13 protein-coding genes are annotated in these 21,420 nt (G+C 61.3%); 6 read left to right on the forward strand and 7 right to left on the reverse strand.

Annotated features, from left to right (window positions below):
* Positions 1-42: 42 nt before the first annotated feature.
* From NATTI_RS0122795 to NATTI_RS0122805, 3 genes are all read right to left on the reverse strand, one after another.
* Positions 43-1,080 carry an LLM class flavin-dependent oxidoreductase gene (locus NATTI_RS0122795; RefSeq protein WP_006091320.1) on the reverse strand — a complete coding sequence of 346 codons (1,038 nt, stop codon included), beginning with the start codon at positions 1,078-1,080 and terminating at the stop codon, positions 43-45.
* Positions 1,077-2,315: a Zn-dependent hydrolase gene (locus tag NATTI_RS0122800; protein ID WP_006091321.1), complete on the reverse strand. Its 1,239-nt coding sequence runs from the start codon at positions 2,313-2,315 to the stop codon at positions 1,077-1,079. The genes NATTI_RS0122795 and NATTI_RS0122800 overlap by 4 nt, the downstream gene beginning before the upstream one ends.
* Positions 2,316-2,466: 151 nt before the next feature.
* The gene (locus NATTI_RS0122805; RefSeq protein WP_006091322.1) at positions 2,467-3,237 is read right to left on the reverse strand and encodes an IclR family transcriptional regulator; all 771 of its coding nucleotides are present in this window, start codon (positions 3,235-3,237) and stop codon (positions 2,467-2,469) included.
* A gap of 205 nt (positions 3,238-3,442) precedes the next feature.
* Here NATTI_RS0122805 and NATTI_RS0122810 point away from each other — a divergent pair, with 205 nt between their 5' ends.
* Complete coding sequence (locus tag NATTI_RS0122810; RefSeq protein WP_006091323.1) at positions 3,443-4,099, forward strand: isochorismatase family protein; 657 nt, start codon at positions 3,443-3,445, stop codon at positions 4,097-4,099.
* Here NATTI_RS0122810 and NATTI_RS0122815 read toward each other — a convergent pair.
* A complete protein-coding gene (locus NATTI_RS0122815) occupies positions 4,068-4,820 on the reverse strand; it encodes an SDR family NAD(P)-dependent oxidoreductase (RefSeq protein WP_006091324.1) in 753 nt (250 codons plus the stop codon). The genes NATTI_RS0122810 and NATTI_RS0122815 overlap by 32 nt on opposite strands.
* A gap of 149 nt (positions 4,821-4,969) precedes the next feature.
* On the opposite strand from NATTI_RS0122815, the gene NATTI_RS0122820 reads away from it, so the two are divergent.
* Positions 4,970-6,385, forward strand: a complete 1,416-nt coding sequence (locus NATTI_RS0122820) for a dihydroorotase (protein ID WP_027119280.1) — start codon at positions 4,970-4,972, stop codon at positions 6,383-6,385.
* A gap of 701 nt (positions 6,386-7,086) precedes the next feature.
* On the opposite strand, the gene NATTI_RS0122825 is transcribed toward NATTI_RS0122820, so the two are convergent.
* Positions 7,087-7,626, reverse strand: coding sequence for an ABC transporter ATP-binding protein (locus NATTI_RS0122825; protein ID WP_338045773.1), 540 nt, complete (start codon positions 7,624-7,626; stop codon positions 7,087-7,089).
* A gap of 602 nt (positions 7,627-8,228) precedes the next feature.
* On the opposite strand from NATTI_RS0122825, the gene NATTI_RS0122835 reads away from it, so the two are divergent.
* Positions 8,229-9,368, forward strand: coding sequence for a tyrosine-type recombinase/integrase (locus NATTI_RS0122835; RefSeq protein ID WP_006091327.1), 1,140 nt, complete (start codon positions 8,229-8,231; stop codon positions 9,366-9,368).
* 22 nt (positions 9,369-9,390) lie between these two features.
* On the opposite strand, the gene NATTI_RS0122840 is transcribed toward NATTI_RS0122835, so the two are convergent.
* A complete protein-coding gene (locus tag NATTI_RS0122840; RefSeq protein WP_006091328.1) occupies positions 9,391-9,576 on the reverse strand; it encodes a hypothetical protein in 186 nt (61 codons plus the stop codon).
* Between the two features lie 898 nt (positions 9,577-10,474).
* Here NATTI_RS0122840 and NATTI_RS0122850 point away from each other — a divergent pair.
* On the forward strand, positions 10,475-12,061 hold the full coding sequence (locus tag NATTI_RS0122850) for a succinic semialdehyde dehydrogenase (protein WP_019992190.1): 1,587 nt from the start codon (positions 10,475-10,477) through the stop codon (positions 12,059-12,061).
* Positions 12,049-13,137, forward strand: a complete 1,089-nt coding sequence (locus NATTI_RS0122855; protein WP_006091331.1) for an SDR family oxidoreductase — start codon at positions 12,049-12,051, stop codon at positions 13,135-13,137. Before NATTI_RS0122850 ends, NATTI_RS0122855 begins: the two co-directional genes overlap by 13 nt.
* A 428-nt stretch (positions 13,138-13,565) precedes the next feature.
* Here NATTI_RS0122855 and NATTI_RS0122860 read toward each other — a convergent pair whose 3' ends face one another.
* Positions 13,566-19,070: a carboxypeptidase regulatory-like domain-containing protein gene (locus NATTI_RS0122860; protein ID WP_006091332.1), complete on the reverse strand. Its 5,505-nt coding sequence runs from the start codon at positions 19,068-19,070 to the stop codon at positions 13,566-13,568.
* A gap of 328 nt (positions 19,071-19,398) precedes the next feature.
* On the opposite strand from NATTI_RS0122860, the gene NATTI_RS0122865 reads away from it, so the two are divergent.
* On the forward strand, positions 19,399-21,327 hold the full coding sequence (locus NATTI_RS0122865) for a sensor histidine kinase (RefSeq protein ID WP_006091333.1): 1,929 nt from the start codon (positions 19,399-19,401) through the stop codon (positions 21,325-21,327).
* Positions 21,328-21,420: the final 93 nt, after the last annotated feature.

Raw genomic sequence — 21,420 nt, forward strand, 5'->3', positions numbered from 1 at the left:
TAAACGGGATCTGGCGGCGATTCGGGCTCGAGCGCGTGTCGCTTACTCAGCTTTGAACTCGGCGAATACGTCGATCACTTCCTTCATGTTCGACCCGAGAGAGTAGAGCGAGGGCTCGGTACAGCCAGCCTCACAGTAGTCGCCGACCTTCTGGACACAGTCCTCGGGCGTTCCAGCCGCGACGATATTGGTGACGACCTCGTCGGGGACCAGTCGGCTGGCGCGCTCGATGTCTTCGGCGTCGGCGGGCCAGCCACCGAGTTCCTCGCCGATTTGTTCGCCGACCTCGGGATCGATTCCCGACGCCTTCGTGATGTGTGGCTGCTGGCCGATGTACTGCGTCACGAGGCCGCGGGCGTTGTCGATGGCGACGTCCGCGTCCTCGTCCATCGAGACGGCGATGAGCTGTGGTCGGTCGACGTCCTCGATCTCTCCCCCCTGTTTCTCGACGCCCTCCGTGAGCTTTTCCATCGCCATCTCGTTGTGCTCCGGCGGGATCAGGTAGTTCATGTAGACGCCGTCGATGACGCCCTTTCCGACCAGTTCGCCGGACATTTTGTTCATCGTCAGCCCGGTCGCGCCGATGTAGATCGGCACCGCTCGCGGATCGGCGTTCGCCCGCACCAGGTCGAGTTCGATGTCCTCGACCTGGATGTACTGGCCGTCGTAGGTGACGTTCTCCAGATCGAGGAGTTTGCTGAGGACGGTGCAGTACTCCCACATGTACCGGAGGGCGTTCTGGCGGTCGATCCCGACCTTGCTCGCGAGCGGATCCCACCACGCGCCGATGCCGAGCATCGCCCGGCCGTTCGACAGTTCGTGCAGCGTCGAGAACGTCTGGGCCATCAACGCGACGTTTCGCGTGTAACAGTTGGTGACGCCCGGCCCGAACTTGATCGAATCGGTCACCTGCGTGTACGCGCCCATGATCGTCATGGCGTCCCGGACCAGCCGGGACTCGCCCTGCCAGACCGAGTCGAACCCCTTCGATTCGGCGTACTTCGCGTACTCGATCTCGTCGGCGACGTTCTCGCTCTCCCAGTTCCAGATACCGAGTCGATCGAACGACGGATCGCTCATTGTACACCTCCGGCGAGGTCGACGGCAGCGTTGGCGATCGTCGACGCCGCGCTGTAACAGTCGTCCCAGCAGGTGTACTCCGACTCGTTGTGGCTCTTCCCGTTCTCGCTCACCGCGAACACCATCCCCGTGTCACAGACGCTGTGCATGTGCGTCGCGTCGTGGCCGGCACCGCTGAAGATCCGCATGCTGTCGTACTCGAGGTCGTCCGCGGCTGACTGGACCGCGTCGACGCATACATCAGCGAACTCGACCGCCGGCGCGCGCATTCGATCCTCGTACTCCCACTCGACGCCCTCCCGCTCGGCGGCCCACTCGGCCTCCTCGAGCACGCGCCGGCGCGCCTCCTCGATCACGTCGTCGGACGGATCCCGGAAGCCCCAGGTGAACGTGACCTCATCGGGAATGATGTTGATCGAGTTCGGTTTCGCGTCGATGTAGCCGGTCGTCCCGACCGTGCGCTCGCCCAGTGTGCTCGGAATGCGACGGATCTGGCTGATCACGTCGGCCGCGGCGACGAGCGCGTCCTGTCGGTAGTGCATCGGCGTCGGGCCGGAGTGATCGGCCTCGCCGTGGAACGTGATTGCTCCCCAGGTGAAGCCCACGATTCCGGTGACGACGCCGACGTCTTTCTCGTTCTCCTCGAGGTAGGGGCCCTGCTCGACGTGGAGTTCCAGGTAGGCCTCGTACTCCTCCTGTGGCTCGCAGGGTTCCTCGCCCTTGTAGCCGATGCGCTCGAGTTCGTCCTCGAACACGTTTCCGTCGACGTCGGACTTGGCGTACTCCTCCTCGAGCGAGTGGGCGCCCGCCCAGACGCCGCTGCCCTGCATCGCCGGCTGGAAGCGCGAGCCCTCCTCGTTGGTCCAGTTGACGATCTCGATGGGGTGTTCGGTCTCGATCTCCTCGTCATTGAGCGTTCGAACCAGTTCCAGCGCGGCGACGACGCCGAGCGCGCCGTCGTAAATCCCGCCGTAGGGCTGGGAGTCGAGGTGGGAGCCGACCATCACGGGCTTCGCGTCGGGGTCGGTCCCCCCACGGCGTCCGAACATGTTTCCGAACTCGTCGATGCGAACGGTGATGTCCTCCGCCGCGAGCTGATCTGCGAACCAGTCGCGGATCCGCTTGTCCTCGTCCGAAAGTGCCAGACGGTGCAGTCCACCGTCGTCCGTGCCGCCGATTTCGGCCTGCTCTTTCATCGTCGAAACAAATCGCTCTCGCTGTAGCGCAACCGGCATACAGCTATGTCTCGGGAATCGTAGATAAGCCTTTGTGTACAACCACCATGCTCAATCGGCTCACACGGACGCAATCACGCACTCGAGCGCAACGTGGTGATCGCAACCTGTCCGCACACGCGACCGTGTTGGGGGTACGGGAAAGTGATATTTATGAAAAGGTGATATCGAGCTCGAGTTCGTTGGCCGTTCCGAGGAGGATCAGCGGAATCTCCTCGGTGAACCAGTCGCCGTTCATTCGGTACGTCGGCCCCGAGACACTGATCGCGCCGAGAACCGCACCCGACTGTTCCAAGACTGGTACGCCGACTGCACTCAACCCCTTCGTGCTTTCCTCGTTGTTGAACACGTAGTTTCGATCCCGGGCGGTCTGGAGCTCCTCGTGAAGCTCGTCGCGGTCCGTGATCGTGTGCTCGGTAAACCGCTCGAGTTCGATCTCCTCGATCAGCGAGTCGGCATAGGAGACAGGAAGCGCGCTGAGAATCGCTTTTCCGGCCGCGGTGGCGTGTAACGGGACGCTCTCGCCGATGTTCGAGTCGGTTTCGACGCCGTGTTCGCTCGTCTCGCGGTGGACGTAGACCCCCTCCCCGTGCTCTTCGATGATGAACTGGGCGCGTTCGTCGGTGCGGTCGGCCAGCCGAGTCACCTTCTCGTGGGCGAGCTTGTACGCCTGTTTCCGCCATCGTGCGTGTTCACCGAGTCGGAGAAACTGGAGGCTGAGGTAGTACTCGTTGCCCTCTTTGACGACGTACCCGTGCTGGTGCATCGTCGAGAGATGGCCGTGAACGGTGCTCTTTGGCATCTCGAGCAACTCCGCCACCTCGGTAACGCGCGCACCGTCGAGTTCGTCGAGGACGTCGATGATCTCGAACAGTCTATCGACCGACTTGACAGACGACAGCTGCGTATCACCTGCATCCATGTTGAATGCTAGTATGACCCATTACTAAATGATCGTTTCGCTGTGTGAATGTCGTGAAACACCACTCGTCCAACATATACTTCGGCATCGCTGCCGTCGGTTTTGATACAACCGTGGGGAAATCTTTTTTATTGCTTCGGTCGATATTGGCGTATCCGATTCGGGCGAGCAGGCTGCCATCAACCGAAGCGGATTCCGTCATTCCATGCCACCAGACACACCGGCGGTATACGACCGTGCAGGACTGGACACGCTCGTCGGCTACGGCGACTCACCCGCGCTAATCGTCGTCGACTTGCAACGCGGCTTCACCGACCCTTCGTGCGTCCTCGGCGGGGACCTCTCGAGCGTCGTCGAACGCACGAACGAACTTCTCGACCCCGCACACGAGACCGACTGTCCCGTCGTCGCGACGCGAATCGTTACCTCCCACCCCGACGGCGCGGACCTCGGAATCTGGGGCGAGAAGATTCCGACGCTCGAGTTGCTGGCCGCAGACTCCGAGTGGGTCGACCTCGACGAGCGACTCGATCTCCGAGAGACCGACCACGTGCTAGAGAAACGGCAGGCGAGTTCGTTCCACGAAACCGAACTCCACTCGATGTTGACCGCATGGGGGGTCGATACGCTCGTCGTCGCCGGCTGTACGACCAGCGGCTGCATCCGCGCGACGGCCGTCGACGGCTGTTCGCACGGGTTCCGCGTGATCGTCCCCGAGGAGAGCGTGGGCGACCGCGCGCCGGAACCCCACGAGGCGAATCTCTTCGATATCCACGCGAAGTACGGCGACGTCAGGCCGTTCGAAGAAGTAGTCGACTACCTCCGCGACCCTAGTGCATTGCGTCCCCACCGTCGGGACTGAGCGTCTGGCCGGTGTAATAGCTACTCTCGTCGGACGCGAGAAAGACCACCGTCGGCGTGATATCTTCGACCTCGCCGAGCCGACCCATCGGGAGCGAGGCCTCCTTCGCCTCGCGCCACTCCTCGCTGATGTCGTCCAAAAGCTCGGTCTGGACCGGCCCCGGCGCGACGGCGTTGACTCGGACCGTCGGCGACACCTCCCGGGCGAGCGCTCGTGTCATACTGATCACGCCGCCTTTCGCGGCCGAGTAGTGGACCAGTTCCTCGCCGCCGACGATGCCGAGCTGCGAGGCTACGTTAATGATCGAGCCGCTGCCCGACTCGAGCATTCCCGGGAGGGCGAAACGGATCGGGAGGAAGGTTCCGCGAAGGTCGACCGCGATCGTTTCATCCCACATGTCGATCGGCATCGACTCGAGGCGCGACTGGGTCAGGATTCCCGCGTTGTTGACGAGGACATCGATCGTGCCGAACGCGGATTCGACCGCCTCGATCATCGACTCGACGTCGTCGGCGTCGCTCACGTCGGCTTCGAACGCGTGCGCCGTCCCGCCGTTCGATTCGATCGTCTCGACCACCTCATCAGCGTGCGTCGAGCCCTCCTGTGGGGGGTAGTTGACGCCGACCGTCGCGCCTTCCGCCGCCAACTCCTGGGCGATGCCGCGTCCGATACCCTTGCTCGCTCCCGTCACTAGCGCCGTCGTTCCGTTCAATCGACCCATACACGATAGTCCCGCAGCGACGGCATAACTGTTCACGTCGCCGGGGGCGACAGCTTCCTACTGAAACCGAAAAGCGGGGCAACGACCTCCCCCTCGTCGCAGCCGACCGTCCTCTACAGTTAAGTCATCGGTTGCTGTCTGTACACAGTATGGTAGAGTCTACCATCCGGGTCGTTAACGCGCGTGTCGTGACACCATCCGGAACGATACCTGGCGGAATGGCTGCCGCAGACGGGAAGATCACCGCGATCGGATCGGAGGAGTCCCTCCCCGAAGCCGAACGGACGATCGACGCCGAGGGGAACTACCTCATTCCGGGGTTCATCTGTCCGCACAACCACATGGGAATCTCACGGTACGAGAACGACTATCATACCCAGTACGAACACGACATGGAGACGGAGACCAAAGCGTGTCTCGCCGGTGGCGTGACGTCGTTCTTTACGTTCCTCCTGCAGGAGGAGCCGTACGTCCCCGACATGGACTTTTTCGTCGAGACCGGCGAACAGGAGTCCTACATCGACTTCGGATTCCACGCGATCGTTCACCAGGATCATCACATCGACGAGATCAACGATCTCGCCGCGGAGGGGATCCGCTCGTTCAAACTGTTCTTCAACATGTACAAGACGTCCGCCCCCGAACTCGGGATCGGACATTCCGACGCCGGCCGCGTCTACACCGTCCTGAAGAAGACGGCCGAGATGGAAAACGCGGTCGTAATGTTCCACGCCGAGAACGATGATCTCGGTCCGGTGAAAGTCGAGGAGATGCAAGAAGCCGGCCGAGACGACCTCAGCGCGTGGGCCGACGCCTCGCCGGGCATCAGCCAGGCGATGCAGATCGAACAGATCGGCATGCTCACCGAACACACCGGCGCGACCTCGTACGTCGTTCACAACAGCATGGAAGAGACGCTCGACGCCCTCTCCCGATATCAGGAGCGCGGCGTCAACCTCTACGGGGAGACCCTGCCGAGTTTCCTCGCCAACCACTGCGAGGACGAGGACGTCGGTCTCTGGGGGAAGATCTCGCCGCCGATCGGCTACAAGGAGGATCAGGAAGCGCTCTGGAAGGCGCTTCGCAACGGCACGTTCCAGAACGTCGGCACCGACCACTGTCCGTACCAACTCGAGTTCAAAGGACCGCGAGACGGGAGCGTCTGGGACTCGCCGCCGGGCGATCAGGGACTGCAAACGTTCCTCCCGCTCATGCTCAGCGAGGGCGTGAACAAGAACCGGATCTCGATGGAGCGGATGGTCGAGGTTTGCTCGACGAACAACGCGAAGCGGTTCGGCATCTATCCGCGGAAGGGCGCGCTCGTCGAGGGTGCGGACGCCGACGCCGTGATCGTCGACCTGACGAAATCGTTCACCGTCGACGAGGACTACCTCTACGGACTGGACAACCGCTGGTGTTCCGCGTTCGGCCGCGAACTCACCGGTGCGCCGACGCACACGATCAAGGGCGGCGAACTCGTCGTCGAGCACAACGACGTGCTCGCCGAAGGCGGGGACGGGCAGTACCTGCCACGCTACGAGGACGGCGTTCCGCTGGCCGAATGAGGTAGTCGTAAGTCGGTCGTCGAGAGCCGTCCGTGTGCAAACTCGGGACGAGGCGATATGCATAGCGATCGACGTCACGTAGCCGGCGTGCCGGACAGCGCTACCGGCCGATAGCTGTCGCTCCAAAAATATTGCACGGCTACCCCCAATGTCTTGTGGTACGAAAAGTACCACCGCGACCGCCGATGGCTCAGTATCTGACAGCATTTGACAGACTCCTCTATTTTGAATGATAGTCAAATTATTTAGAGGTGTGGGTCAGACGAGTGCGGTCGGCCGTTCGGTACTGGGCTCGCAAAGCCGCGCTACAATCCGATTCTTTACGGAGTCCGGATCGCGTCGTAGCCGACGAAACCCCGATCCGATTCGATGACGAGCAGTATTGGTTGTGTGCTCGTTCCGGACCTGAAACGACATATCGACACATATAACGCTCGAATCGGCCAAAAACAAGGTGGCTGCGGACTCATTCTTCGCAGAGTTACTCGAGAAACACGACAGCGAGGACGCTTCGTTCCCCGCCGATTGCGGTAACTCACTGAACTACGCCTGTCAGCACTGCGGCCTCGATTTCAGAGTTAAAAAGACGGAAAACGAAACGGTGCCGAACGTATCTGCTAACAGAGAATGCGGCGAACAATTTTATTTTCAAACTGCTTGTTAGTAACGCACATGCGGAAACAGCCGATGAACAGCTGAAATCAGCGCTGCAACTGTGGACTTCCGTCACCGAGTTCGTCGGCGTCCCAGTACTCGTGGTCGTTGCCAGTCCGATAACACGCCTTCCGGTGAGTATCGCCGAGTTCGTACATCGGCGAGGCCTCCGTACACGTTTTCCGTGCATACGGACATCGGGTGTGAAACCGAGAGCTCTCGGGCGGGTTGCGGGGAGACGGGACGTCGCCGGCGATCGGCGCGACTTCACGATGTCTCTCGTCGATCGAAGTTCGTGGCAGGCTGTCCAGGAGTTTCTGCGTGTACGGATGCGACGGGTTGTCGAAGATCACGTCCGTCGGACCGCTTTCGACGATCTTTCCGAGATACATGATGGCGATCCGGTCGGCTATCTGTCGAATAACGTCGAGGTTGTGTGCGATGACGAGATACGTCAGGTCGTACTCGGCCTGCAGATCCTTCATCAGGTTGATGATCTGGGCCTGGACGGAGACGTCGAGCGCCGAGATCGGTTCGTCGAACACGATAAAATCCGGCTCGAGGCGGTGCGGACGGCTACGAGTCACCAATGGCGGACGACGCGGACCCCTACGACCTGCTCGGAGTCAATCGACTGACGCTCGATCCAGGTCTCGAGCACAACACCGACGCCGCCAGCTCCGAGTGACAAAATCGGGGGTGGCGACCGATCGAACCCATCGACACGTCGCCAGCACTGCCATCGATATCTATCGTTGCCCCTTCAGACAGTCGATTCACGGTCCAACGAGCGCTACCAGTGTTGGAGATGGTGGCGTCAACTCGTACGTCGACGGCGAATAGTTTCAGCTTATTTCTTCTATTGTTGGCTTTCTACCGGTAGTCGACACCAAATGCGGATTGAAGTAGCGAATGGAGACGCCATTTGATTAATATCTTCACGAGAACAAGCCGTTCTTCCAAGCGCTGAATCTTCACCGCCACCCAATTTATATCGCGCTATAGAATTTATACATATTGAATTAGTACCCATTCTGTCTGTAAACGATCGATATCCGCCGAATCGCCGGTAGACCATAACACACTTGATTAGCCCAATAATCAAGTGTGGTTTTATGATGGTCGCCTCCCTCTACGAATCACGAACGATGAATCTCAGCAGAAAACGGCTTCTCGAGGGGGATCGCGCATGAATTCCGAATCGACACCAGTCGCAGAACCACTTGAGGAGTTCTTGCGCTCGAAGTCGAAAGGGGGTGAAGGAAGCGGGAACTACCGCCGAAATCTCGAACGCTGCGTCGAGGACTTTCTTGATTGGCTTGTGATAGATCCCCAATCGGGAATGACGTTCGGCGAGATAGATGAGAGGACATTTCGTCGATACGCCCGCGAACTCACAGCCCGTGATTTAACGCCGGGAACTATCAGAACGTACTACGCACAGGTGAGCGCCTACATTGGGTGGTGCGTGCGAGAAGGACTTCTCGAGGTGAACTACGCGCAGCGAAACGTCGCGAAGGAGCCACTGCCAGAGAACAACGGGCGACGATCGGGGGATCAACAGGCCTGGACCGATGAACATCGGCTACTGATCACTCGTCACGTCGACGAACAAGCTCACGATGCAGCAGATGAGAAGGGATTTGGTGCGATCAAAGAGTTCCGCGATCGAACTCTTGTCTATGTCCTCTGCTACTCGGGGGTGCGGGGCGGGGAAATCTTCGCGGACCCAAAGGATAATCGGCGAAACGGGCTTCGGTGGGGCGACGTTTCCCTCGAGGATCGGAAGATGACCGTTCTTGCTAAAAAGCAGGATTGGTCCGATCGGTCGCTAACGAAACAGGCTATAAATCCCATGCTACGATACAGAAATATACTTGATCCAGCTAGCGATGACTGGCCAGTGTTTCCGACGTTTCACCTGCCCTCACTCTACGAGACGCTTCGGACCGGGTTACAAGACGTTCACGGCTGGTCGACCGACGATATCGAAACGTTCGTTGATGAACTCACCGGACAGACCGATGTGCTCGAAGCCCTGCGCGAATACAATCTCCCACCGACTTCGATCAATACAGACGGTGCTCGGAGGATTATGCGCCGACTCTGCGAGGGAGCGGATCTCGAGCTCGAGGGAAAACATGGCTATCTCGCCCCTCACGGAGGACGCCGTGGCGCTGGAGAGGTGATGGTTCGCCAGCGCGGATTCACCGCTGCTGCCCGACTCTTAGATAACAGTGAGGAGGTCGTTCGCGAGTCATATTCACATATCGAAGCGAAAGAGATGGCAGAGGATGCTGGAAATGCCTTCTCAGAACATGATCAGTGAGTTCCAGTATCTCACAAAGCAGTTACTCACCGACCTCAGGAGGGTAGGATCCTTGATCAGGACTGCAGTAGCTGATCTCATTGAACTCGTCGAACACAGCGTACGTGTTGTCAGAGCTTTCGATTAGGAGGTCTGTCTCGTATTCGCTCTCCTCAAGCGGTACGGTCTTTGCGGTTGCCTCGACTAGCGATATCGACATATCCTCCATTGTCGATGATGATCGAATGGCAGCGCAACGAGCGGCTCACGGCATTGAAGAACATGTCACGTCGGAATAGTTCGGTGGGAATCAATTCGAACCGCACATCGTGGTCGAGACGCGCGACTCAGTAGTAACGCATGACCAAATTCGTGACGTACTCGTAGAAGGGATCACGCTTCACGACAATCCGGCTCTCGGCACGGTGAAACAGGAGGTATTCGTGGGTGGGACTTGAAGACATTGTTGACGCTGTCGAGCACGTTGAGTCGTTGTTAGCCAGGCTCCGTTCAAGATTCATTCTCGTGGCAGCAAACGGATGCTGACGTACAACTGGAGAAAACGTGTGCGATGCTCGGAACGTGCGTCAGTTACGCAACGGAACGATTGACATCCTCCTGCGCCTGAAGACGCAGGAATCTCGAGCGGTGGGAGTTTCAGGTTTGCAACCATGACTTTACCACTGTACGGGAGTTCGCGTCTAACGGCTCTGTTGAACCACTATACAGCGTCGAGATAGGCAACTAAATCAAAGGAGTTGAAACGGGAGAATCGAGTTGTCCATGACCCAAATCTCCCGCTTCATTGGGGAAGTTATGTCGATCCTCTCGCTCTCGTCGGTTCCGCTCAGTTCTTCCGGATCGTCTAGCGCCTCGGCTCACTCGCGGAATGCCTCCTCGAATCCGACAGGAAGAGATACCCTCGGTGATGTGACACGGGGGATCACCGGCGTTTCAGAACGTGCGCCACTGCTCACGCAGTTTGAAGACCCACGAGCCAGTTTTGCCTCGACACCCTCATCGCCGAGGAGCGCCCTTTCGGCGATGATCGAGACGTCTCGAAGGGCGAGACTCTCGCAACTTCTTCTAACCAAAACTACAGGTGCTCTCGGGCCGAGAATGGAGTCATGACACGGACGGGTGGATCGCGGATCGTCGAGGAGACGACCCTCGAGAGCGGGCGCCTCGAGCGGCTGACGGCTCGCATCGAGACGCCCGAAAAGAGGCCGTCGCTCGAGGTTCGGACGCCGGTCACTGACGAACCGATCGGAGCGATCCCGGCCTGTACGGCCGACGACGTCGCGGTTGCGGTCGAACGTGCTCGTTCGGCCCAGACCGGCTGGGAACGGGCGACGGTCGACGAGCGAATGGCGATCCTCGAGCGGTTCGGAGACCTCGTACTGAAACGCCGTGGGGAGTTGCTCGACGTGGTGCAACTCGAGACCGGAAAGTCCCGTCACCACGCCCTCGAAGAGATACTCGATGTCCCGCTGACGTGTTCGTACTACGCGGCGAACGGGCCCTCGATACTCGCGGACGCAGACCGGTCGGGTGCGATTCCGCTGGCCTCGGACGCGACGATCACGCACGATCCCGTCGGCGTCGTCGGCGTGATATCGCCGTGGAACTACCCGCTGACGCTCGCGATGACCGACGCGATTCCTGCCCTGCTCGCCGGCAACGCCGTCGTCTGTAAACCCGACGAGCGCACGTCGTTTATCGCGCTGGCGCTCGCGGAGCTGCTGGCGGAGGCTGGTCTGCCGGACGACCTGTTCCAGATCGTTACCGGCGAAGGGGCGACAGTGGGTCCCTCGCTGATCGACGAAGTCGACTACATCGCCTTTACCGGCGGCACCGAGACGGGTCGAACGGTTGCCGAGCAGGCCGGCCGGAACCTGATCGGCTGCTCGCTCGAACTCGGCGGGAAGAACCCGATGCTCGTCCTCGACGACGCCGATCCAGAGACGGCCGCTCGCGGCGCGGTCAAGGGTGCGTTCACCAACGCAGGGCAGCTCTGTCTCGCTCCCGAACGGATCTACGTCGACGAACGACGGTACGACGAGTTCCTCGACGCCTTCGTCGGCGCCACGCGGCGTCTCGAAGTCGGTCTCGAGTTCGACTACGGTCCCGATATCGGTTCGCTGATCGACGGCGATCACCTCGACAGCGTCCGCGAGCACGTCGAGAGCGCGGTCGCGGACGGCGCATCGCTGCTCTCGGGTGGCCGCACCCGTCCCGACGTCGGCCCGTTCTGTTACGAGCCGACGATCCTGACGGACGTCGACCCTGACTCGCGGGTCGCCTGCGAGGAGACGTTCGGTCCCGTCGTCTCCGTCCATCCCGTTTCGAGTGTCGACGAAGCGATCGAACGGGCGAACGACACCGAGTATGGTCTGAACGCCAGCGTCTGGACAGGCGACCGCGAGCGCGGCCGTGCGGTCGCCCGCGAGATCGACTGTGGCACCGTCTGCATCAACGATCCGTACACCGTCGGCTGGGCGGCGACGGACGCGCCGATGGGCGGCTTCGGCGACTCGGGACTCGGCCGTCGTCACGGCCCTGAGGGACTCCAGCGGTACGTCGAGGCCCGGACGGTCGCGACCTCGCGGATCGGCCCGCTGGACGCGCCGCCGGGCGTCTCGCCGCGCTGGTTCGCGCGCTTTATGATCGGACTGACGAAGCTTCAGCGGCGACTCACCAGGTGGTTGCCGTGAGCGACACCGAAGTCTTCTTCACCGGCTTCCCGGGCTTTCTCGGCTCGGCACTGCTCGAGCGCGTCCTCGCCCGCGGCGACGGACCGGTCGCCTGTCTCGTCCAACCGCAGTACCTCGAGACCGCACGCCGGCGAGCGCGGGAAATCACCGCCGGAATCGACAGGGTCGACGACGACGCGGTTCGGCTCTACGAGGGCGATATCACCGAACCCGACCTCGGACTGGGCGAGGAGTCGTTCGCGGACGTTCGCGAACTCTACCACCTCGCAGCCGTCTACGACCTCGCCGTCGACCGCGACCTGGCGGAAGCGGTCAACGTCCGGGGAACCGAACACGTCCTCGAGTTCGCCGACGGCCACGACGTGGATCGGTTCCACTACGTCAGCACCTGCTACGTCAGCGGCCGGTACGATGGCGTGTTCACCGAGGACCACCTGCGGGAGGGCCAGACGTTCAACAACCACTACGAGGAAACCAAGTACCGCGCGGAGGTCGCGGTCCAGGACCGGATGGATGCCGGCCTGCCCGCGACGATCTACCGGCCCGCGATCGTCGTCGGCGACAGCCGGACGGGCGAGACCGACAAGTACGACGGCCCCTACTATCTGCTTCGCCTCTTGCTGGCCCAACCCGACTGGCTCTCGGTGGCGTTTACGCTGCCGGACTCGAGCGACGCCGAGCTAAACGTCGTTCCCAGGGACTACGTCGTCGATGCGATCGCTTATCTCAGCGCCCGCGAGGAGACTGTCGACGAGGTCTACCAGCTTTGCGATCCCGCGCCGCTGGCCGTCCCGCGGTTCGTCGACGTCCTTGCCGAGGCGGCCGGTCACCGCACCGTCACGCTGCCAACGACGAAACCGATCGCACGAACGGTGTCGAGCCGGCTCTCGTCATCGCTGCCGCTCGAGCCCGCTACCTTAGACTACCTCGACCATCCGACGCGGTACGCCTGTCCGAAGACGATGCAGGCGCTCGAGGGAAGCGGGTTCGAGGTACCACCGTTCGAGTCTTACGTCGATCGTCTCGTCGCCTACGTCCTCGAGAATCCCACCGTCGGCGACGGGCCGATGGTCTAGCTGGGGTTTCGAAGTCCGAAGCTCTGTTTAGGTTCAAAGCAATTGATATTATCAAGTATCCGTGCAAAATATATTCGTCGGTGCTGGCGTAACCGATACCTCCGTCAGACCAACTTACTGATTTTCAGACCGCTCCACTGTTCAAGTGCCGTTCGTCAGCTTCGAATTGATCGATCAGCCGAATTGGACGGTACGGATAGGGAGCTCAAACTGGAATGTCACTCCACCAGTCGATTGTAGAGCCGACCGAACAGGTATCCGAGGACGAATGCATCGACAACCCCGAGAATCGTCCTCCAGACGATCTCGCCCGGTACGGGAAACCCCGCCGTCGTCGGGCATAGCCCGACTGCTTGAGGGAGCGAAGCTCCCTCTCTGTTCACGCCGGGGAGGATGTCATTGCCAGCGGGTACCCGGAGTGACCGAACTTAATTGTGCTTGTTACCGTTTCGGAATTGACGGTCAGCGACGAGAAACACGACGATCGCCAGCAGCGTGACACCAACTCCGAAACCGGGTGTCCCGTCATCGACGTCTTCCGACATGCTGTCACTGTCAGTCTCGTGCGCGCTCGAGTCCTCATCGTCAGACGGATCATCGTCATCCATCTCATCAGCGCTCGAGTCATCATCGTCCACGTCAGGTAGTCCGACACCAATGGCAAACTGCGAGAAGCTGTCGACACCAGCACTGAAGCGAAGTTTGTCTTCCGTTTCGTCGATCACCGTCGTCTCGAGTGGTCGCCACTCGTCGGCGTCGGGGTCGAAGTGGTACAGCGAGACCGCGTTTGCGTCACCGTCGGCGACCGCAAGCGCCTCGCTCGGCACGCTGAACTCGATCGTCGCCGAGTCGAACTGGTCGGGCTCGAAGTCGGTAGCGATCTGGAGGTAGCCAACTGCCTCGAGACCCTGATCGAGGTCACGAGTGTCGTCGCTGGTCGGTTCATTACCCTCTCGGATCGTCATCGCCGTGTCGATCGACTCGGTGAACTCGATGGCGAATCGTTCGGTCGTCGCTACTGGGCGGTCCTCGTCTGCGGTGTCGTCGGTGAAGAACCGGAGTTCGATCGTTCGAGTATTGCTGAATTCGAGGTGTGATTCAGAGACGCCGTCGCTAACGGAGGGAGTGATGTCTGCTCGAAGCTCATCACCCACAGTGCGAACCGATGTCGTCAGGTCGCTGTCTACTGACGTGCTGGGACTGCTTGCCCCGCTTCCGGTGGAGGGCACAGCTTCGACGGACACCGTTGTCGGACTGGATTCTATCTCGTTCAGTTCAGCAGCCACCTCGTATTCGCCAGCGGCAGTTTCCTCGAACGTGCCATTGTCTGCGTTCGTCCAGTTGAATGCGTCGTCGTCATCTTCGACGACATTCCCGAATTCATCGAAGGCGGTCACCTCGAAGTCGACCATCTCACCAGCGTCGATTGTCTGCTCTGCGGCCGGATCGAGTTCGACCGACGCTACGTCTCCGGGCTCGACGGTGACAGATCCCGTAGCGTCGGTTGTAGTCTGCTGTTCGGTAAAGACGATTTCGACGGCGTCCTGTGCCGTCGTCGAATTCACCGCGAAGGTAACCTCGCCGTCAGCGTCGGTAGATGCAGTCGTCGTCTTCTCGTCGCCGTTGAGATAAAGACCGGTACCATCACTGCCATCGGCTTCTACGTCGACGTTTGCGACCGCGTTGTCGTTCATATCAGTGATGGCGACGGTGTAGGTGATCGCGTTCTCGCCGTCGGCGACGATTGTCTCGTTGGCGGGGTTGGCAGCAATTGCAACGTCAGCAGGGTCGCCTGATTCGAACGTTACGGTGGCGTCTGCAGTTCCCGCATCGGACTCGCTGAACTCGAGAGTGTACACACCGGCGTCACTCGAGGTCGCGGTGAACACTGCCTTACCGTCTGAGTCGGTCTCACTGGTCTCACCAGTAAGATCTTCGAGCCCGTCAGCGTCGTCTACCTCGACAGTTGCCGCTTCGACGGGGTTTTCGAACGTGCCCGCGACGGTCACCTCGATTTCGACTTCTTCATTGTTGTCGGCAACCGCCCCGTCAACGGTTACGGTCGCGTCGATCTGCTGGGGGATGGCTTCGACGGTCACCACCTCACTGTCGGTGTCGTCGCCGCTCGTCACGGTCACGCTTCCCGTCCCGGCGTCACTGACTACGGTGTCCCATCGTAGGGTACGCTTTTCGGTGTCACCGCTCTCGAGTGTGACCGCTTCGGTGTCCTGTTCGTCGCCGTCGAAATCACCCAGTTCGATAGTCCGGTCGCCGTCTGCACCCCAGTTGGTGACGTTTGCGGTCACCTTGAGGGTCGTCCCTTCGGTGACTGGGGCGTTCGTCTCAGTAATGGCCACCGAGTAGAAGGGATCGGTGTCCTCCCACGCGAACGTGGGGTACTGGTCGGTGGCGTGCCAGGTGTCGGGAAAGGCGAAGCCGTTCATGATCACGGTGGCGTTTTTCCCGTGCATCTGCCAGATTTCGAGGCCCTCCCCGCCGCTGGAGTCGGACTGTCCCGTGGTCTGCGTGTCCCAGTAGGAGTCCGTCACGTCGCCGCCGGTGCCCACGAGTCCGCCGACGCTACCAGATTCGTCCCCGTCGTTCACTTCGCCGGCCGCGTACGATCGTTCGATCGTGCCGGGGTTGGAATTGGACGAAGGGTTGTGCCCGACCAGTCCACCGACGGCTCCGTCGCCGCGGACGTCGGCGGTCGCGTACGAGTCGGAGACGGTCGCCTCGTACCCGTTCCACCCGACCAGCCCGCCAACTCGCTGACTTCCGTGAACATCACCGGTCACGTACGACCGCGCGATGGTACCGTAATTTGCACCGACGATCCCCCCGGTATCCGACCCGCCCACGATAGACGCGTTCTCGAGTCCGACGTCGCGAACCTCGCCTTCGAAGTCGTGGCCGCCGATGGCAGTGAACAGGCCGACTTCATCCTCGTCTAGTCGGTCGATCGTCAGGGCCTCGACGACGTGACCATCGCCGTCGAACTCGCCCGCAAATGGCGACTCCGAGTCGCCGATCGGGTCGAAACCGTCGCCGTCGTGCCAAACGTCGGCCTCGGCGGCATCGACGTCTCCCTCGAGGACGTAGTGGGCATCGAGTTCCGCCCCGATCGCCTGCAGTTCGGCCGCGTTCGCGATCCGGTAGGGCTCCTCGTCCGTACCCTCACCTTCGTGGGCCAGCCAGAGCGAGTGGTCCACCACGAGCGTCCCGGCCGACGGCGTGGCGTTCGTCGAGTTGGATCGGTAGCCGTCCGCCTCGAAGGTCATCTCGTAGACGCGCTCGCCCGGAACGACCGTGAACTCGTAGGTGCCGTTCGCGTCGGTCGTCGTTTCGGAGACGGTGCCGTTCGCGTCGGTCGTCGTTTCGGAGACGGTGCCGTCCGCGTCGGCTGTCACGGTCGCCCCTCCGAGCGCGTCGCCGGTTACCCGGTCACTTACGCTTCCCTCGATGGTCGAATCGCCCTCGAGCGCGATCGGAACCGAGACCGTCGCACCCGAGTCGACTTCGTCCGTCGTGGCAGTCGACTTCTCGTAGCCCGTGGCATTCCCGGTGACGGCGTACTCGTCGCTCGTTCCGGGAACCGTGACCCCGAGCGTGCCGTCTTCGCCGGTCGTCTCCGCCGGTTCGAACTGTGCACCGTCGTCATCGCGCTCGATCGTCAGCGAGACGTCCTCGAGGCCCTCGTCGGTGAGCGAATCAATGGCATTTACCTCGAGCGTGGCGTCGCCGTCGAGCGAGACCGGCTCGGACGGTGTCGTGACTCCGGGCTCCTCGATGAGTACGTCGAACTCGACCAGCTCGTAGCCAGCCGCCGCCACGACGACGGCGTACTCGACGCCGCTCGGCAGCTCGGTGACGGTATAAGTGCCGCCCCCGTCGTGGCTTCCTGCGTAGGTGCCATCGCCGTCGACCGGCGTCGCTTCGACGGTCGCACCCTCGAGGCCGTCGCCGAACTGCTCGCCGACGACGTCGAGTTCGAGTGCGCCGTTTCCGGCCAGCGCGACGTCGACCTCCTCGGTCCCGTCGACGCGAATGGATTCCGTCCCGGCGTCGAAGCCGTCGGCTTCGGCGGTGAGCGTGTAGTCGTAGCCGCCGACGACCTCGGTCAGCTCGTAGCTGCCGTCGGCGTTCGTCTCGGTCTCGTAGGCCAAGTTGGCGTCGACACGCTCGTCGTCGATCTCGAGCGTAACGTTCGCGTTGGCGATCGGTTCATCAGTCACCGCGTCGGTTACCGCTCCGGAGACGGTTTCCTCGCCGGGTTCCAGGAGGTCGACGTCGATCGTCTCGCTGTTGCCGGCTCGCAGCACTGCTTCGCCGCGTTTGGTCTCGGCTTCGTAGCCGTCGGCAAAGGCCGACACGTCGTACGTCGTATCGATGTCCATATAGCCCGGGACGGCCACGTCGTACTCCCCGTCGGCGTCCGTCGCACTCTCGATAGTGAACGTCGTCCCGGTCGCATTCTCGGTGACCTCGAGGTCCACAGCCTCGATCGGCTCGCCGGTGAGTCGGTCGGCCACCGTGCCATCGATCGATGCCGAGTACTCGAGCGTGGCCTCGAGTTCGGCAGTCTCGCCCGGCTCGAGGTCGACACCCTCGATTGTCACCATGTCGTAGCCGTCCTTCGAAATCTCGAGATCGTACGTGTCATCGCTCGAGACGGCCTCGAACGGGACCGAACCGTCGTCAGCGGTCGATCCCGTGTACGGTCCTGCGCCGTCGGAGCCAACTGCCTTGACTGTCACGTCCTCGAGTCCGTCTCCGGTGCGTTCGGAGACGACGTCCACGTCGATTGCGGCGTCGCCTGCCAGTTCGGCGTCGAGTTCGTGGTCGGCTTCGTCCGTGATGCTCTCTTCGGAGGTGGTAACTGGTTCGTACCCATCTCTCTCGATCGTCACCTCGTAGTCTTGACCGCCGGGAAGCACGTCGACCTCGTAGCTGCCATCCGCGTTGGTCGTTGCACTGTACGCACCTGCGCCGTTTTCGGCAGTGACGGTCGCGCCTTCGACTCCGCCGCCGCTCTCGCCGTCGGTGACCGAGCCGGTGAGTTCGGCGTTGCCGCCTATCGCGTAATTTAGAACGGGGCCCGGAGTCATGGGGATTGTGCGATCCCTGTATCCGTCTTTCGAGCCGGTCAGCGGGTAGAGCGGCCCGCTGGGAACGTTGAACTCTATCCGATCGAAGCCATCGCCCGTAAACGCCGTTTCCCCCAAGCTTTCGCTCTCGACTGTCACTGTGACTCCCTCGAGTCGCTCATCCGTACGGTTATCTTTCCAGGACACCCCTACGTCCGCATCGCCCGTGAGCTCGAGGTCGACGCCGGTGACGTCCTCGCCATCACCGATTGACGCCGTCGTCATCGAGTTCTCGCCCCAGCCGTCGGGATCGGCGCCCACAGTGTACTCCTCGCCCGTTCCGGGCACGGCGATCGCGTATGATCCTCCCTCGTTCGTTTCGCTGGTATACGTTCCCGCGCCGTTTTCGGCCGACACGTCGATATTGGGCACGCCAGTTTCGAACGTGGTATCTGTAATCTGGCCGCTCACGGTTGCGTTGCCCTCAAGTCCAATGACAACGTCGTCGACATCGTCGTCGACGGTGACGGTCGTGGCGTTCGCCTCGTAGCCCTCTGCGGTCGCTTCGAGTTCGTACTCCTCTCCGGTTCCGGGCACGTCCTCGAACGTGAATGCGCCGTTCTCGTCCGTCTGCACCTCGTCTTCGGTCCCATCGGGTGAAACGAGGATGAGGCTCGCATCCTCGATCGGGACATCCAATGGAGAGTGTGCGTGCACATCGACGACGGTTCCCTCAAGGTTCATGCCGTGATCGACCGGATCGGACGCTGCCGTCCCGATGAGTCCGCCAGTGAAGGCACTCACCGCGATGACAAAGACGATCGCCGCGGGGCGAAGCCCCCTCATTGCTCCTCCGCGGCCGGTTTCGGTTCCGGGACAGTTCGGCGTCCTCGAGTAGTCTGCCATTGGGTCCGTGGGCGACGGAGAATCTCACACAGCACCTGAGAATGTCGTGATGGTCGACACCGAACGGATATCCGGCGGTGAATAGATGGCATTGCTTGTTCACTGATACTGATAGATAGCGCATAAACCGAATACCAGCGGATAGTGGTATGGCGAGAGATGCACACTGCAGCGGCCACCATTGATCGGTTGGACGATCTGTCTCCAGGCTGAACTAAATCGGATCGATAGAGTCGTACTGGCTGGCGTACAAAACACTGACAAACTCATGTACGTTGCCGGGCTGATCGCCTACGCCGGATCGGCACTCATCGGCGGTCTGCTGGCGGTCGCACTGCTGACAAAATACGACCGTCGACAGCCCTCCTTTACCTTCGGACTGTTTCTGCTCGTCATCGGCTTTTGGGCGGCGACGTACGTTGGCTATCTGGTCGTCTCGAGCGAGCAGTGGCTCCTGTTTTTCATCCAGCTCTCGTATCTCTCAGTCGTCTCTGCACCCATCGTCTGGCTCGTCTTCGCACTCCAGTACACCGATCACGAGGCCTGGCTCTCGAGGCGACGGATCGCCCTGCTGTCAGTCGTTCCTGCGGGCGTCCTCACACTTGTCTGGACCGCCCCATATCACTCGCTGTTCTACACCGACACCGTGGTCACGATAATCGACGGCGTCGCCCTGCTCGACACACCGCCCGCGGTCGGCCACCGAATTAATATCATGTACGGGTACGGACTGCTCCTGATCGGAACCGCCCTGATCGTCGCGGAGATCTTCACCACAAACCGGCTCTACCGTCGACAGTCGCTGGTGCTTTTGGCCTGTCTGAGCGCGCCGTGGATCGCAAACGGCGCGTTCCACCTCGGTGTACAACCGATTCCGACAGCGGATCTCACCCCAGTCGTCTTCGTTCTCGCCGGCATCCCACTGGCAGTAATCGTCCAGCGCGCCGAACTCACCGGCTTCGTCCCAGTCGCCCACGAACGGGTCTTTCACACCCTCGACGACCCCGTCTTCGTTGTCACCGACTCGAATCGGATCCTCGATGTCAACCGTGCTGCCCGCATGCTGGTCGACGCCGACGCCACCGTCACACCCATCGAAGGCAGCGAGATCACTGACCTGCTCCCAGAGTCGCTACTCGACGACGGCGACCTCCATCCCGATCTCGAGACTGCCATGGGATGTGTAATTGACGTCGACGGCAGGCCCCGGCAGTACATCGCCCGCGTTCGCGCTATCGATCCGGGCCGTCAGGATCCACGGGGCGGTATCGTTTCGTTGACTGATGTTACGGATCAAAAACGACAGCAGGAGAACCTCGAGGCCAAAAACGAACAACTCGAGCGCCTCGCCAGCGTCGTCTCGCACGATCTCGCGACGCCGCTTGCAACCGGCGAGAGCCTGGTCCACCTCATCCGTGCCGATGTCGACGATGGAGATCCGGAACTCGAGCAGTCGCTCGATGATCTCGAGGCCGTCCACGCCCGGTTGCGGGAGTTCGCCGATGCGCTCCCCGAACTCGCGCGGGAAAGCACCGACGTTGAATCACCGATCGAGTGCGATCTCGAGTCCGTCGTGCAAGCGGCATGGGGTGTCGTGGACACTGGCGATTTGGCTCTCGTGATCGAGTCAACACGGACTATCAGAGGCGATCCGCGGCGGCTGCAACAGGCATTCGAGAACCTGTTCCAGAACTCCGTAGAGCACGGCTCTACGAACCCTGCTTCGCGGACTCAGAAGGATTCCGTCGAACACGGTTCGCCGAAATCCCGTCCGGATGACTCCGGGATCGCCGTCGACGCCGATGTCGTCGGGCAGAACCGGGATCGGAACGGATCCTGGGCGGGCGGAATCACCCCTTCCGGGGGGCACACAGGTGGTGTGAGAGCAGCGAACGGCACTCGAGTGACGACGATTCGAGTCGGAACGGTCGGTCCGGTCGTCGACGGTAGGAGCGACGGGACCGACTCCGCCGATCGAGAAACCGTCCGGAAACGTGGCTTCTACGTCGAGGACGACGGTCGTGGAATCCCGCCCGAGCGGCGCGAGCATCTCCTTGAGTTCGGTGTCAGTACGGGCTCCGGTGCAGGCTACGGGCTTGCCATCGTCCGAACCATCGTCGAAGCACACGGCTGGTTCCTCGAGATCGGGGAGTCGACCGACGGTGGAGCGCGGTTCGAGATTCTCGAGGTCGACTGACCGACCTTCGGCGCACCACCGCATGGTGGTATGCGTTTTAGTACGTTGGGTTCCGACTTGTGATCAGTGATATCACCAGAGCGACTGATCGAT

The organism is Natronorubrum tibetense GA33, from assembly GCF_000383975.1.
Classification (GTDB): Archaea; Halobacteriota; Halobacteria; order Halobacteriales; family Natrialbaceae; genus Natronorubrum; species Natronorubrum tibetense.

Bases quoted from the DNA above. Each gene is read 5' to 3' on its own strand.
- NATTI_RS0122795 (WP_006091320.1), bottom strand. From the start codon at position 1,080: ATGAGCGATCCGTCGTTCGATCGACTCGGTATCTGGAACTGGGAGAGC.
- NATTI_RS0122800 (WP_006091321.1), bottom strand. From the start codon at position 2,315: ATGCCGGTTGCGCTACAGCGAGAGCGATTTGTTTCGACGATGAAAGAG.
- NATTI_RS0122805 (WP_006091322.1), bottom strand. From the start codon at position 3,237: ATGGATGCAGGTGATACGCAGCTGTCGTCTGTCAAGTCGGTCGATAGA.
- NATTI_RS0122810 (WP_006091323.1), top strand. From the start codon at position 3,443: ATGCCACCAGACACACCGGCGGTATACGACCGTGCAGGACTGGACACG.
- NATTI_RS0122815 (WP_006091324.1), bottom strand. From the start codon at position 4,820: ATGGGTCGATTGAACGGAACGACGGCGCTAGTGACGGGAGCGAGCAAG.
- NATTI_RS0122820 (WP_027119280.1), top strand. From the start codon at position 4,970: ATGGTAGAGTCTACCATCCGGGTCGTTAACGCGCGTGTCGTGACACCA.
- NATTI_RS0122835 (WP_006091327.1), top strand. From the start codon at position 8,229: ATGAATTCCGAATCGACACCAGTCGCAGAACCACTTGAGGAGTTCTTG.
- NATTI_RS0122840 (WP_006091328.1), bottom strand. From the start codon at position 9,576: ATGGAGGATATGTCGATATCGCTAGTCGAGGCAACCGCAAAGACCGTA.
- NATTI_RS0122850 (WP_019992190.1), top strand. From the start codon at position 10,475: ATGACACGGACGGGTGGATCGCGGATCGTCGAGGAGACGACCCTCGAG.
- NATTI_RS0122860 (WP_006091332.1), bottom strand. From the start codon at position 19,070: ATGAGGGGGCTTCGCCCCGCGGCGATCGTCTTTGTCATCGCGGTGAGT.
- NATTI_RS0122865 (WP_006091333.1), top strand. From the start codon at position 19,399: ATGTACGTTGCCGGGCTGATCGCCTACGCCGGATCGGCACTCATCGGC.